Here is a 14,377-nt window from a genome sequence, read left to right on the forward strand (position 1 = left end):
TGCGCAACGCCGCATTGCAAGGTGGTAATGCTATGAACCAAAAGGCTTGTATGCCGGTGCTGCCCGGCCCGCTGCCCCGCCGCAAAACGCGCCAGGCGCGCGTGGTGTGGGGCGACAATGTGGTCACGATCGGTGGCGACGCTCCCGTGCGCGTGCAGTCGATGACGAACACCGACACGGTGGACGCCATCGGCACCGCGATCCAGGTCAAGGAGCTGGCGCGTGCCGGTTCCGAAATTGTGCGCATCACGGTCAATACGCCGGAAGCCGCGGCTGCGGTGCCCGCCCTGCGCGAGCAGCTGGACCGCATGGGCGTGAACGTGCCGCTGGTGGGCGACTTCCACTACAACGGCCACACGCTGCTGCGCGATTATCCCGACTGCGCCCAGGCGTTGTCGAAGTACCGCATCAACCCCGGCAACGTGGGGCAGGGTGCCAAGCGCGACACGCAATTCGCGCAGATGATCGAAATGGCCTGCCGCTACGACAAGCCGGTGCGCATCGGCGTGAACTGGGGCAGCCTGGACCAGTCGCTGCTGGCGCGCATCATGGACGAGAACGCCCTGCGCGCCGAGCCGTGGCCGGCGCAGAACGTGATGGTCGAGGCGTTGATCACCTCCGCGATCGAGTCGGCGAAGAAGGCCGAGGAAATCGGGCTTTCGGGTGATCAGATCATCCTGTCGTGCAAGGTCTCGCAGGTGCAGGAACTGATCGCTGTGTACCGCGAGCTGACCAAGCGCTGCGACTACGCATTGCACCTCGGGCTGACCGAGGCGGGCATGGGCAGCAAGGGGATCGTGGCCTCCACCGCCGCGCTGTCGGTGCTGCTGCAGGAAGGCATTGGCGACACCATCCGCATTTCGCTGACGCCGGAACCCGGCGCTGCGCGCGAGAAGGAAGTCTACGTGGGGCAGGAGATCCTGCAGACCATGGGCCTGCGCAACTTCACCCCGATGGTGATTGCCTGCCCGGGCTGCGGCCGTACCACCAGCACCACCTTCCAGGAACTGGCGTCCAGCATCCAGAGCTACCTGCGCGAGCAGATGCCGACCTGGAAGACCGCCTACCCTGGCGTAGAAGAAATGGATGTGGCCGTGATGGGCTGCATCGTGAACGGGCCGGGCGAAAGCAAGCATGCCAATATCGGCATCTCGCTGCCGGGCTCAGGCGAATCGCCGGCGGCGCCGGTATTTGTCGACGGCGTGAAGGTCAAGACGCTGCGCGGCGATCGCATCGCCGAGGAATTCCAGGCGATCGTGGACGATTATGTGCGCACCCACTACGGCAACAAGGCCGGGAGCGCCGGCAATGAGGTGGCAGCCTGAGCCGTTGCGGCTAGGCGCTACAGGGAAAGACAAGACACAATGAACCAACCCGTGAATCCGGCGGCCGCCAGCGATGGCGCCAAGGCTGCCGACAGCAAGGCAGAGAGCAAGAGCAAGGCAGTGAAAGCCCTGCAGGGCGTCAAGGGCATGAACGACATGCTGCCCGCCGACGCACCGCTGTGGGAGCATTTCGAGAACGCCTCGCGCGCGATGCTGCGTGCCTACGGCTACCAGCAGGTCCGCACGCCCATCGTTGAGCACACGCAGCTGTTCGTGCGCGGCATCGGCGAAGTCACCGACATCGTCGAGAAGGAAATGTATTCCTTCACCGATGCGCTCAACGGCGAGCAACTGACGCTGCGCCCCGAGGGCACGGCGGCCGCAGTGCGGGCCACCATCGAGCACAACCTGCTGTACGACGGCCCCAAGCGCCTGTGGTACACCGGCCCGATGTTCCGCCACGAGCGTCCCCAGCGCGGGCGCTATCGCCAGTTCCACCAGCTCGGCGCCGAGGCCCTCGGCTTTGCCGGCCCGGACGTGGACGCCGAGATCATCATGATGTGCCAGCGCCTGTGGGATGACCTGGGCCTGGTCGGCGTGCGCCTCGAGCTCAATTCGCTGGGCCAGGCCGAGGAGCGCGCCGCGCACCGCGAAGAACTGATCAAGTACCTGGAAGGCTTCCAGGACATTCTTGACGAAGACAGCAAGCGCCGCCTGTACACCAACCCGCTGCGCGTGCTGGATACCAAGAATCCCGCGCTGCAGGAAATGGCAAGCAACGCGCCCAAGCTGATCGATTTCCTGGGCGAGGAGTCGCTTGCCCACTTCGACGGCGTGCAGCGCCTGCTCAAGGCCAACAACATCCCGTTCAAGATCAATCCGCGCCTGGTGCGCGGGCTGGACTACTACAACCTGACGGTGTTCGAGTGGATCACCGACAAGCTCGGCGCGCAGGGCACCATCGCCGGCGGCGGCCGCTACGATCCGCTGATCGCGCGGATGGGCGGCAAGGCGGCACCAGCTTGTGGCTGGGCGATGGGCATCGAGCGCATCATCGAACTGCTGCGAGAGGAAAAGCTCGTGCCGCAGGCGGAAGGTGCCGATGTGTACCTCGTCCACCAGGGCGAAGCGGCTGGCCAGCAGGCCATGATCATCGCCGAGCGCCTGCGCGATGCCGGCCTCGACGTGCTGCTGCATGCCACGCCCGACGGCAAGAGCGGCAGCTTCAAGTCGCAGATGAAGCGCGCCGACGGTAGCGGTGCGGCCTATGCCGTTATCATTGGCGAGGATGAGGTGGTGGCGGGCACGGCACAGGTCAAGGACCTGCGCCAGGGCGCCCAGGCCGAAGGCGGCGGCGCGCAGGTGACGGTGGAGGCTGAAAAACTGGTTGACCACATCATCGACGCCATGGTTGGCGCCAGCGAGTAAGCCTGCTGGTCAGCAGGCAGTATCGGAACCAGGGACCGCAAGAGCGCGGTCCTTCATACAAACAAACGCGGGTGGATCCCTCGACATGGCTTACGATCTAGAAGAACAGGAACAGCTTGAGAGCCTCAAGGCCTGGTGGCGCCAGTACGGCAACACCGTGACCTGGGCCTTGATCGCCGGCTTGCTGGCCTTCGCTGCCTGGAGCGGCTGGAACTACTGGCAACGCAAGCAGGCTGGAGAAGCGGCGCTGCTGTACGAGCAGGTGGTCAAGGCGGCCGAGAGCCGCGATGTCGAGCGGATCAAGCGCGCCGCCGGCGACCTCGAGGAAAAGTTCGGCAAGACCGCCTATGGCCCCATGACCGCGCTGGTATCGGCCAAGGTGCTGTACGATGCAGGCGACCTGGCAGGTACGAAGGCCCAGTTGCAATGGGCGATCGACCATGGCGATGGCGAGTACGCTCACCTCGCGCGCGTGCGCCTGGCTGGCGTGCTGCTTGACGAGAAGGCCTACGACCAGGGCCTGGCATTGCTCAAGGACGAGCCGCCGGCACCGTTCGTGGCGCTGTATGCGGACCGCCGGGGCGATCTGCTGGCTGCCCAGGACAAGCGCCCGGAAGCCCGCTCGGCCTACCAGAAGGCGCTAGACAAGCTGAGCGCCAACGATGCCGCCATGCGCCAGATCATTCAGTTCAAGCTTGACGCGCTGGGCACCGCCTGAAGGCGGTTGGCCCGGCTCGCCGGCAGGCCCGCGGGATTCGCATGCCATGCATGCCCCGCTTGCCCGCACCCTTGCGCCTCAACTTAAATCAGGATCGGAACCTCATGAAGTCATTGTTTTCCGGCACGGCCCAGAACCAGCAACACGGCAAATCTGTCCGCGGCCTGGTGGTGGCCGCCGCTTGTGCGGCCAGCGTCGCCAGCCTGGGCGGCTGCTCGCTGTTCAGCAAGGCTGACAAGCGCACGCCGGTCGAACTCAAGCCGATCACACAGACGTTGTCGGTGCGCCAGGCCTGGAAGGCCAGCGTCGGCAAGAGCGGCCCGTACTCGCTGCAACCCTCTGTCTCCGGTGGCACCGTCTATGCATCTTCCAATGGCGGCAAGGTGCTGGCGCTCGATGGCGTCACGGGACGCACCTTGTGGGAGGCCAAGACCGACATCGACCTGACCTCCGGCCCCGGCAGCGACGGCACCGTCACGGCGGTGGCGGGCGAGAAGGGCGCGGTCTTTGCCTTTGACGCCAGCGGCAAGCAGATCTGGAAGAAGCAGGTCAATGGGGAGGTTCTCTCGGCGCCGCTGGTCGGCAACGGCCTGGTGGTCGTGCGCACGACCGATACCCGGGTGCTTGGCCTGGATGCGCAGACCGGCGAGCGCCGCTGGATCTACCAGCGCTCGCAGACCGCGCTCAACCTGCGCGCCTCGATGGGCATGGTGTTCGCCGGCGACGGCATCGTGATGGGCTTCCCCGGCGGCAAGCTGGGTGTGCTGGCTCCGGGCAACGGCGTGCTGCGCTGGGAGAGCACGGTTTCCTATCCGAAGGGCGTGTCCGAGATCGAACGGCTTAATGACGTGACGGGCCAGCCCATGGTCAATGGCCGCCAGGTCTGCGCGACCACGTTCCAGGGCCGGATCGCCTGCCTTGAGCTGACCAATGGCCAGCCGCAGTGGGGCAAGGATTTTTCTTCGCCGACCGGCCCCGCGCAGGATGACACTTCGCTGTACGCCGGGGATGAGCGCTCCGTGGTCCATGCATTTGACCGCCAGAACGGCACTGAACGCTGGAAGAACGATCAACTGCTGTATCGCCGTCTCGGCACGCCGCTGGCGGTGGGACGTTCGGTGGTGGCGGGCGATTACGAAGGCTATGTACACTTCTTGTCGCGCGAGGACGGCCAGTTCGTGGCACGCCTGAAGACCGATGGCAGCGAGATTACCGCTGCGCCGGTGGTGGCGGGCCCGTCGCTGGTGGTACAGACACGCGACGGCAACCTCTACGGCTTCGTGCCGGACTGAGGCGGTCGACATTCATGGCGACTGTCCGTGCACCTGTCGGCACGGGCGGCGCCAATCCGGTAGCACGGCCCTTCTGGCCGTGCAGGTGAACGAGGTCGGGTTGCAATGCAAGCCTGATCACCCGACAGGAAAAGTGGCCAGGCGCGCGACGCCCGGCCGTCGGACCCATATCACTCCGGAGTTCCTGGGGGGCGGCATCTGCCGGCCCCCATTTCCGTTTATTGCATGAAACCAGTTATCGCTCTGGTCGGCCGTCCCAATGTGGGCAAGTCGACGCTATTCAACCGCATGACCCGTTCGCGCGACGCGCTTGTCGCCGATCTGCCCGGGCTCACGCGCGATCGCCACTATGGCGAAGGCCGCATCGGTGAACGTCCGTTCATCGCCATCGACACCGGCGGCTTCGAGCCGGTGGCCAAGGAAGGCATCGTTGCCGAAATGGCCAAGCAGACCCGCCAGGCGGTGGTCGAGGCCGACGTGGTGATCTTCCTCGTCGACGGCCGCCTCGGGCTGGCGCCCCAGGACCGCGTGATCGCCGATTACCTGCGCAAGACCGGGCGCCGCGTCATGCTGGCCGTGAACAAGGCCGAGGGCATGAAATACACCACCGTGGTGTCGGAGTTCTACGAGCTTGGCATGGGCGATCCCTATGCCATTTCGTCGACCCACGGCGATGGCGTGCGCGAGCTGGTCGACGAGGCGCTGGAACTGGCGGTGAAAGAGCGCCCGGAACTCGCCGAGGAAGACGAGGGCGCCCAGCGCGGCGTCAAGATCGCTATCGTGGGCCGGCCGAACGTGGGCAAGTCCACGCTGGTCAACACCCTGATCGGCGAAGAACGCGTGATCGCGTTCGACATGCCCGGCACCACGCGGGATGCCATCTATGTGGAGTTCGAGCGCGGCGGCAAGCCCTATACGCTGATCGACACGGCCGGCCTGCGCAAGCGCGGCAAGGTGTTCGAGGCCATCGAGAAGTTTTCGGTGGTCAAGACGCTGCAATCGATTGCTGATGCGAACGTCGTGGTGCTGCTGCTCGACGCGCAGCAGGACGTGTCGGAGCAGGATGCGCACATCGCCGGCTTCATCGTGGAATCCGGGCGCGCGCTGGTGGTTGGCGTCAACAAGTGGGACGGCCTCGACGGCCATAGCCGCGACCGTATCAAGCACGATCTGGAGCGCAAGCTGCAGTTCCTGGACTTCGCCAACTTCCACTTTGTGTCCGCGCAGCAGCGCACGGGCATCAGCGCGCTGCTGCGCTCGGTGGACGACGCGTATGCCGCGGCCATGGTCAAGCTGCCCACGCCGCAGCTCACGCGGATCCTGCAGGAAGCGGTCGAGTTCCAGCAGCCGCGGCGTGTCGGCGCGACGCGGCCCAAGCTGCGCTACGCGCACCAGGGCGGGTCCAATCCGCCCATCATCATCGTGCACGGCAATTCGCTTTCCGGCATCGCCGACACATATCGGCGCTATCTCGAAAACCGTTTCCGCTCGGCTTTCAAACTGAAGGGCACACCGCTTCGCATCGAATTTAGAACGAACAAAAACCCATATGCCGACTCGAAGGATTGAGTCAGTCGACGGGAGCCCGGGCGGGCAAGTTTCGTTTGCGTTCGTTTGGAACTGAGGCTAAATTCACGGTAGCAGGGGGTTCCCTGCGAGGCGATGCTAGCTTGGTACCGTTTTGATCTTTTTTTGGCGCGGCTTGCGCCGTTTGACTTGAATCGGGGATTACCGTCCCCATCATCTATCACTAAATCTATAAATTTGGAGTGTGCCATGAGCAACAAAGGGCAATTGCTACAAGACCCGTTCCTGAACGCGCTGCGCAAAGAGCACGTACCGGTTTCCATCTACCTCGTCAATGGCATCAAGCTGCAAGGCAATATCGAGTCGTTCGACCAGTACGTCGTCCTGTTGCGCAACACCGTGACGCAGATGGTCTACAAGCATGCGATTTCCACCGTCGTACCGGCCCGCGCCGTGAATTTCCGCGTGGACGAAACGGCTGAAGGCTGATCATTCGCGGATAGCACCGCAGTTTTCCGGCAGGCCAGTCGTACCACGGCACGGCCGCCAGTTGCCGGTGTCGCGCAGGGGCCAGATGCTCCGGCGCGACACCAAAAGACGCCAGCCCATCCTGGCTGCAGAGTGGCCACGGGCACGGACATGCTTCACCCTGGTGCATTCCGCCACGGACAGAGTCCCCGCTTCAAGCGTCTTCCCCAGGCCAGGGCTTCTGCCTAACGGCGCCAGCCGCTGCCTCCCAGTAGCCTCCAACCCGTTTTCCTTTCTCGCGTTTCGCGATCCTCCCGTTTGCAATCTAGAGCCACTTCCAATTCCGAGTCCTCCCGCGCCATCCTCGTTGGTGTCGATTTCGGCAAGCATGATTTCCAGGAAAGCCTGAGCGAGCTGGCGTTGCTGACGTCGACCGCGGGGTCCACGCCGGTGCACACGTTGACCGGACGCAGGTCCCGTCCCGACCCGGCGCTGTTCATCGGCTCCGGCAAGGCGGAGGAGCTGAAGGAGGCCGCCGATGCACTCGATGCCGACGTGGTGGTGTTCAACCACTCGCTCAGCCCTGCCCAGCAACGCAATCTAGAGCGCTTCCTGCAGCGCCATGTCATCGACCGAACGGGGCTGATCCTGGACATCTTCGGCCAGCGGGCGCAGAGCCACGTCGGCAAGGTGCAGGTCGAGCTCGCCCAGGTCCAGTACCAGGCCTCGCGGCTGGTCCGCGCCTGGAGCCACCTGGAGCGGCAGAAGGGGGGCATTGGCATGCGTGGCGGCCCGGGCGAGCGCCAGCTCGAGCTCGACCGCCGCCTGCTGGATGAGCGCGCCAAGCGGCTGAAGGCTGACCTGACGCGACTGCAGCGCCAGCACAGCACCCAGCGGCGCGCGCGCGCGCGCAACGACACCCTGAGCATCTCGCTGGTCGGCTATACCAACGCCGGCAAGTCGACACTGTTCAACGCCCTCACCAAGGCCCGGGCCTACGCCGCTGACCAGCTGTTCGCCACGCTGGATACCACTTCGCGCCGGCTGTACCTGGAAGGCGTGGGCAACGTGGTGCTGTCGGATACCGTGGGCTTCATCCGCGACCTGCCGACCCAGCTGGTGGCCGCGTTCCGCGCCACGCTGGAGGAGACCGTGCACGCGGACCTGCTGCTGCATGTGGTTGATGCTTCCAGCCCGGTGCGCCATGAGCAGGTCGAGCAGGTCAACCGTGTGCTGGCCGAAATCAATGCCGACGACATCCCGCAGATCGTGGTGATGAACAAGATCGACGCGTCGCCGGAACTGCTCGAGCAGGGCCCCCGCGTGGAGCGCAACGAGGAGGGTGTGCCGACCCGCGTGTTCGTCAGCGCGCGCGACGGCATTGGCCTGGATGCCTTGCGCGAGGCGCTGGTGGAGGTGGCGCGCTGGCTGGCCGAGCGCCCGCCAGAGCGCCCCCCGCTGGATCCGCGCCTTGCCGATGCGCAGCCTTACCCGGACGACGATCTCGACAGCGGTTTTGACGGCGATGACACCCGGGTGGATCCGGAAGAACCCGACACGCAGTGAGCCAGTTCGACGGAAATCGCAGCCAGATTGCCCCAAATGGGTAAAAGTGGCGTCGATGACTGTTAGAATCCCCTTGTTCCAACTATCCCGGACCCGTGCACTTCATGCCCCTGTTTCCCCGGAATTCTGAATCGAGCCATGCCTTTGGCAGCCGCGCAGGTGGCCGCAACGGCGGCCATGCACCGTCGCGAACGGCCTGGCAGCGTTTGCGCGCGATCCTGTCTTTGAACGATCCCCGTTGGGGTAGGGGCGGCCCGGATGACGAAGACAAAGACAAGGACAAGGATAGTCGCGACAACAATCGCCAGCAAAACCAGCGTCCGCCCCAGGATGGCCCGCCCGACCTCGACGAGCTCTGGCGCGATTTCAACCGTCGCCTGAACGGCCTGCTTGGCCGCAAGGACAACGGTGGTGGCGGCAACCAGGGCTTTGGCGGCGGTGCGCGCACGCCGGGCAAGGGCTCGGGGATCGGCGCCGGCGTGGTGGTGATCGCAGCGGTTGGCATCTGGCTGGCCAGCGGTTTCTTCATGGTGCAGGAAGGCCAGACGGCCGTTATCCTCCAGTTCGGCAAGTTCAAGTACACCACGGGCCCGGGTATCAACTGGCGCCTGCCGTACCCGATCCAGTCCGCCGAAATCGTCAACCTGTCGGGCGTGCGCTCGGTTGAAGTGGGCCGTTCCACCTCGATCAAGGACAGCAACCTGAAGGACGCGTCGATGCTGACGCAGGACGAGAACATCATCGACGTCCGCTTCACGGTGCAGTACGACATCCAGGACGCGAGCGAATTCCTGTTCTACAACAAGACCGACCGAGGTGGCGACGAAGAACTGGTGACCCAGGCTGCCGAGACCTCGGTGCGCGAGATCGTCGGGCGCAACAAGATGGACGCGGTGCTTTACGAGAACCGTGAACAGATTGCCCAGAACCTGGCCAAGTCGATCCAGTCGATCCTGACCGCGTACAAGACCGGCATCCGCGTGATTTCCGTCAACGTGCAGAGCGTGCAGCCGCCCGAGCAGGTCCAGGCGGCCTTTGACGATGTCAACAAGGCCAGCCAGGACCGCGAACGCGCCATCAGCGAAGGCCAGGCCTACGCCAATGACGTGATTCCGCGTGCCAAGGGTACCGCCGCGCGCCTGAACGAAGAATCTGAAGCCTACAAGGCGCGAGTGATCGCCCAGGCCGAAGGCGATGCCTCGCGTTTCCGCCAGGTCCAGGCCGAGTATGCCAAGGCCCCGCAGGTGACGCGTGATCGCATCTATATCGAGACCATGCAGCAGATCTATACCAATTCGACCAAGGTGCTGGTGGATTCACGCCAGGGTAACAATCTCCTCTACCTGCCGCTGGACAAGCTGATGTCGCAATCGGCGGTGGATGCGCGCGCGCCGGCTTCCGGCACCGCGCAGGCCCCTGCCGCGGGCAGCGGCACGTCTCCCGCGCCCGATGCCAGCGGCGATAACCGGTCGCGCGAGCTGTTGCGCAACCGTGACCGCGATTCGCGCTGAGGAGACCCGACATGAACCGACTGATTTCCGTAGTAATCGGCCTCTTCATCGTGCTGGCGATTGGCTCCTCGATGGTGTTCGTGGTGGACCAGCGTCAGTACGCCGTGGTGTTTGCCTTTGGCCAGATCAAGCAGGTGGTGAACGAGCCGGGCCTGCACTTCAAGTTGCCGCCGCCGCTGCAGAACGTGATTTTCATGGATCGCCGCCTGCTGACGATCGACGTGGCCGCTTCGGAGCGCTTCCTGACGGCCGAGAAGAAGAGCATGGTGGTGGACTGGTTCGTCAAGTGGCGCATCACCGATCCGCGCAAGTTCTACGTGGCCTTCAATGGCAACATCCGCGGGGCGCAGGACCGCATGACCCAGCGTATCGACTCCGTCGCCCGCGAGGAATTCGGCAAGCGCACGGTGGCGGAGCTGGTGGCCGGCGAGCGCGAGAAGGTGATGCAGAATATCCGCTCCGCGATGGCCGACTATGCGCAGTCCGTGGGCGTCGAGATCATCGACGTGCGCCTCAAGCGTGTCGACCTGCTGCCCGCGATCAGCGAATCGGTGTATCGCCGCATGGAAGCCGAGCGCAAGCGCGTGGCCAACGAGCTGCGCTCCACCGGCGCGGCCGAGGGCGAGAAGATCCGCGCCGATGCCGATCGCCAGCGTGAAGTCGTGCTGGCCGAGGCCTACCGCGATGCGCAGAAGATCAAGGGCGAGGGCGATGCCCGCGCCTCGCAGATCTACGCCGAATCGTTTGGCCGAGATCCCCAGTTCGCGCAGTTCTGGCGCAGCATGGAGGCTTACCGCAATACGTTCCGCGACAAGCGCGACGTGCTGGTGCTGGAGCCCAATTCCGAGTTCTTCCGCTATATGCGGTCGTCGGGCGGCGCAGCGGCGCCGGCGGCGGCGCCTCCGGCGAGCCGTCGCTAAGCTAGGCGGTTCCGTCCGCCAGGCGCTTCGACAAAACCCCGGCTTGCCGGGGTTTTGTCCGGCTGGAGGGGCGGCAAGTGAGGCTCCCGAGGGGCGTCGCTGCCGTCTCATCCGCCATGCCAGGTGACTGGCTCCCCGCTTGCGGCTGGTGCCCCCGGCACGGCACGCGGCGGGATCGAATTTCAACGGGTGGCTCAAGGCCCCCCGGCAACTGTGTGAAGTGAAGAGATTTACCATGTCCAATCACTGGCTCCTGCCTGAAAACATCGCCGACGTGCTGCCGTCGGAGGCCCGCAAGATCGAGGAACTGCGCCGCCGCATGCTGGACTTGTTCCGCACCTACGGCTACGAGCTGGTCATGCCGCCGATGCTGGAATACCTGGAATCGCTGCTCACCGGGACCGGGCACGACCTCGACCTGCGCACGCTCAAGCTGGTCGACCAGCTCTCCGGCCGCACCATGGGCCTGCGCGCCGACATCACGCCGCAAGTCGCCCGCATCGATGCCCACTTGCTGAACCGCTCCGGCGTGACCCGGCTGTGCTACGCCGGCAATGTGCTGCACGCTCGCCCGGCCGGCTTTCGCGCAACCCGCGAGCCGATCCAGGTTGGCGCGGAGATCTACGGCCATGCCGGCCTGGAAGCGGATGTGGAAATCCAGGCCCTGATGCTGGCCGCGCTGCAGGTTGCCGGCCTGACCGAGATCCGCCTCGACCTTTGCCACGCGGGCATCCTGGAAGCCTTGCTGGACGGCCTGCCGTCCAGCCGCAGGATCGAGGATGTGCTGTTTGCGGCCCTGGAGACCAAGGATGTGTCAGCGCTGCGCGAGTTGACCGAAGGCATGCCGCAGGCCGAGCGCGACGCGCTGCTGGCGCTGCCGACGCTGTACGGCGGCGTGGAGGTGATCGAGCGCGCCCGCGCGACCCTGCCGGCGAGCCCGGCGATTGGCCGTGCGCTGGACGAACTGGCTGCACTGGCCGCGGAAGTGAGCGGGGCGAGCGTCAATATCGATTTGTCCGACCTGCGCGGCTACCATTATCACAGTGGCGTGATGTTCACTGCCTACGTGGCTGGCCTGCCCAACTACGTGGCGCGCGGTGGCCGCTACGACAAGGTCGGCGAGGCCTTTGGCCGCGCGCGGCCGGCAACCGGCTTTTCGCTGGATTTGCGCGAAGTTGCCTCGCTTTCTCCGCTGGAAGTGCGTGCTTTTGCCATTTTCGCGCCGTGGGATGCGGATCCTGCCTTGCGTGCCGCGATTACCGCGCTGCGCGCCGCCGGCGAGATCGTCATCCAGTCGCTGCCGGGGCACACGCACCAGCTCGACGAGTTCAACTGCGACCGCCAACTGGTCCGCCAGGATGGCGGCTGGACGGTGATTCCACGCAGCGCCGGGGCCTGAGCGCAAGCGCCAGGCCGCGGAATTCCCCCGCGTTGCAGGCCGATCTCCCCAAAATCGGGGAGTTGACCTGCAACGAGAGTAAAATACGTTTTTAACCCACTGACCAAAATCAACATGTCCGCTTCTGCAGTAAGCCAGGGACGCAATGTCGTCGTGATCGGCACCCAATGGGGTGACGAAGGCAAGGGAAAAATCGTCGATTGGCTTACCGATCATGCAAAGGGCGTGGTGCGGTTCCAGGGCGGCCACAATGCCGGCCATACGCTCATCATCGGCGGCAAGAAGACCATCCTGCGCCTGATCCCCTCGGGCATCATGCGTGAAGGCACGATCTGCTACATCGGCAACGGCGTCGTGCTGTCGCCGGAGGCGCTGTTCCGTGAGATCGAGGAACTGGAAACCGCCGGCCTGCAGGTGCAGAACCGCCTGCGCATTTCCGAAGCGACCACGCTGATCCTGCCGTACCACGTGGCCATCGACAAGGCCCGTGAAGTGCGCCGTGGCGCCGACAAGATCGGCACCACCGGCCGCGGCATCGGCCCGGCCTACGAAGATAAGGTGGCCCGCCGCGCGCTGCGCGTGCAGGACCTGTTCGATCCCAAGTGCTTCGCCGAGAAGCTGCGCGAGAACCTCGACCTGCATAACTTCATGCTGACCCAGTACCTGGGCGCGGAAGCAGTCGACTTCCAGCAGACTTTGGACGAAATGCTGGCCTACGCGCCGCGCTTGGCCCCGATGGTGGCCGATGTGTCGGCGGAGCTTTACGCGGTCAACGCTGCCGGCGGCAACCTGATGTTCGAAGGCGCGCAAGGCACGCTGCTCGACGTCGACCACGGCACCTATCCGTTCGTCACCTCCAGCAACTGCGTGGCCGGTGCGGCCGCCGCCGGTGCTGGCGTTGGCCCGGGCCGCCTGAATTACATCCTGGGCATCACCAAGGCGTACTGCACCCGCGTGGGCGCAGGTCCGTTCCCCAGCGAGCTGTACGACAACGACAACCCCAAGCGCCAGGACCCGGTGGGTGTGCGCCTGGCCAACGTCGGCAAGGAATTCGGCTCGGTGACCGGGCGACCCCGCCGTACCGGCTGGCTCGATGCCGCCGCGCTCAAGCGTTCAGTGCAGATCAACGGCGTGTCGGGTCTTTGCATGACCAAGCTCGACGTGCTGGATGGCCTTGAAACCCTCAAGCTGTGCGTGGGCTATGAGCTGGACGGCAAGACCGTCGACATCCTGCCGCGTGGTTCGGATGCCGTGGCGCGCTGCGTGCCGGTGTACGAGGAATTCCCGGGCTGGAACGAATCCACCTTCGGCGTGAAGGCCTGGGATGCGCTGCCGGAACAGGCTCGCACCTACCTGAAGCGCGTCGAGGAAGTGGTCGGCATCCCGATCGACATGATCTCGACCGGCCCTGACCGTGACGAAACCATCCTGCTGCGTCACCCGTACGTAGCCTGATGCTGTCTTGCCCGTAAGGGCGCCGCGCGGCTGAACGAAGCCGCGCAGGCAAAAAGACGGCAGATGCACAAGAGCAAATCGGCCCGCGCAAGCGGGCCGAAACTTTATCGGTCGACAGACCTTATGCCTAAAGCCGAAGAGCTAAAACAATCATGACCCTGCCATCGAACGACGAAGAGAACCTGTGGATCTCGTGGGACGACTACCACAGCCTGATCGCGCGCCTGGCGCTGAACGTCCACGAGTCGGGCTGGAAGTTCGACAAGATCCTGTGCCTGGCCCGCGGTGGCCTGCGCGTCGGCGACCAGATGTCCCGTATCTTCGACGTGCCTCTCGCCATCCTGGCCACCAGCAGCTACCGCGAGGCAGCGGGCACACAGCAGGGCGACCTCGATATCGCGCAGTACATCACCATGACCAAGGGCGACCTCTCCGGCAAGATCCTGCTGGTCGATGACCTGGTGGATTCCGGCGTCACGCTGGAGCGCGTGGGCCGCCATTTGCAGGAGCGCTATCCCGCCGTGACGGAAGTGCGTTCGTCCGTGCTGTGGTACAAGGCCTGCTCCAAGGTCAAGCCGGACTACCACGTGACCTTCCTGCCGACGAATCCCTGGATTCACCAGCCGTTCGAAGAGTACGACACGCTGCGTCCGCATAACCTGGCGGCCTGGCTCAAGCGCGGCAAGCACGCCGCCGGCAGCTCGCAGGCCTGATTCCCGGGCGGCCCGATATCGAAGATGGCCGCCGAGGTGAGCGGGCTCGCCCCAT

At 64.9% G+C, this 14,377-nt stretch carries 12 protein-coding genes; all 12 read left to right on the top strand.

Annotation, left to right across the window (positions count from 1 at the left end):
* Window positions 1-32: 32 nt before the first annotated feature.
* The 12 genes from ispG to AC1RQC_RS20585 all read left to right on the top strand — a co-directional run bounded on the left by ispG (window position 33) and on the right by AC1RQC_RS20585 (window position 14,322).
* Window positions 33-1,325: a flavodoxin-dependent (E)-4-hydroxy-3-methylbut-2-enyl-diphosphate synthase gene (gene ispG, locus AC1RQC_RS20530; protein WP_492372430.1), complete on the top strand. Its 1,293-nt coding sequence runs from the start codon at window positions 33-35 to the stop codon at window positions 1,323-1,325.
* A gap of 147 nt (window positions 1,326-1,472) precedes the next feature.
* Complete coding sequence (hisS, locus tag AC1RQC_RS20535) at window positions 1,473-2,753, top strand: histidine--tRNA ligase (RefSeq protein ID WP_492372451.1); 1,281 nt, start codon at window positions 1,473-1,475, stop codon at window positions 2,751-2,753.
* Between the two features lie 85 nt (window positions 2,754-2,838).
* The gene (locus AC1RQC_RS20540) at window positions 2,839-3,471 is read left to right on the top strand and encodes a YfgM family protein (RefSeq protein WP_441640348.1); all 633 of its coding nucleotides are present in this window, start codon (window positions 2,839-2,841) and stop codon (window positions 3,469-3,471) included.
* A gap of 104 nt (window positions 3,472-3,575) precedes the next feature.
* On the top strand, window positions 3,576-4,763 hold the full coding sequence (bamB, locus tag AC1RQC_RS20545; protein WP_492372429.1) for an outer membrane protein assembly factor BamB: 1,188 nt from the start codon (window positions 3,576-3,578) through the stop codon (window positions 4,761-4,763).
* A 225-nt stretch (window positions 4,764-4,988) separates the two neighbouring features.
* On the top strand, window positions 4,989-6,332 hold the full coding sequence (gene der / locus AC1RQC_RS20550; protein ID WP_043347450.1) for a ribosome biogenesis GTPase Der: 1,344 nt from the start codon (window positions 4,989-4,991) through the stop codon (window positions 6,330-6,332).
* A 207-nt stretch (window positions 6,333-6,539) separates the two neighbouring features.
* Window positions 6,540-6,779, top strand: a complete 240-nt coding sequence (hfq, locus tag AC1RQC_RS20555) for an RNA chaperone Hfq (RefSeq protein WP_006157757.1) — start codon at window positions 6,540-6,542, stop codon at window positions 6,777-6,779.
* 297 nt (window positions 6,780-7,076) lie between these two features.
* On the top strand, window positions 7,077-8,324 hold the full coding sequence (gene hflX / locus AC1RQC_RS20560) for a GTPase HflX (protein ID WP_492809171.1): 1,248 nt from the start codon (window positions 7,077-7,079) through the stop codon (window positions 8,322-8,324).
* 104 nt (window positions 8,325-8,428) lie between these two features.
* Window positions 8,429-9,835, top strand: a complete 1,407-nt coding sequence (gene hflK, locus AC1RQC_RS20565) for an FtsH protease activity modulator HflK (protein ID WP_492372427.1) — start codon at window positions 8,429-8,431, stop codon at window positions 9,833-9,835.
* A gap of 11 nt (window positions 9,836-9,846) precedes the next feature.
* Window positions 9,847-10,755 carry a protease modulator HflC gene (gene hflC / locus AC1RQC_RS20570; protein ID WP_492372426.1) on the top strand — a complete coding sequence of 303 codons (909 nt, stop codon included), beginning with the start codon at window positions 9,847-9,849 and terminating at the stop codon, window positions 10,753-10,755.
* 235 nt (window positions 10,756-10,990) lie between these two features.
* Complete coding sequence (locus AC1RQC_RS20575; RefSeq protein ID WP_492372425.1) at window positions 10,991-12,154, top strand: ATP phosphoribosyltransferase regulatory subunit; 1,164 nt, start codon at window positions 10,991-10,993, stop codon at window positions 12,152-12,154.
* A 114-nt stretch (window positions 12,155-12,268) separates the two neighbouring features.
* Window positions 12,269-13,609, top strand: a complete 1,341-nt coding sequence (locus tag AC1RQC_RS20580) for an adenylosuccinate synthase (RefSeq protein WP_174423299.1) — start codon at window positions 12,269-12,271, stop codon at window positions 13,607-13,609.
* Between the two features lie 152 nt (window positions 13,610-13,761).
* The gene (locus tag AC1RQC_RS20585; protein WP_043347431.1) at window positions 13,762-14,322 is read left to right on the top strand and encodes a phosphoribosyltransferase; all 561 of its coding nucleotides are present in this window, start codon (window positions 13,762-13,764) and stop codon (window positions 14,320-14,322) included.
* Window positions 14,323-14,377: the final 55 nt, after the last annotated feature.

It is taken from the genome of Cupriavidus sp. GW822-FHT03E04 (assembly GCF_058801495.1).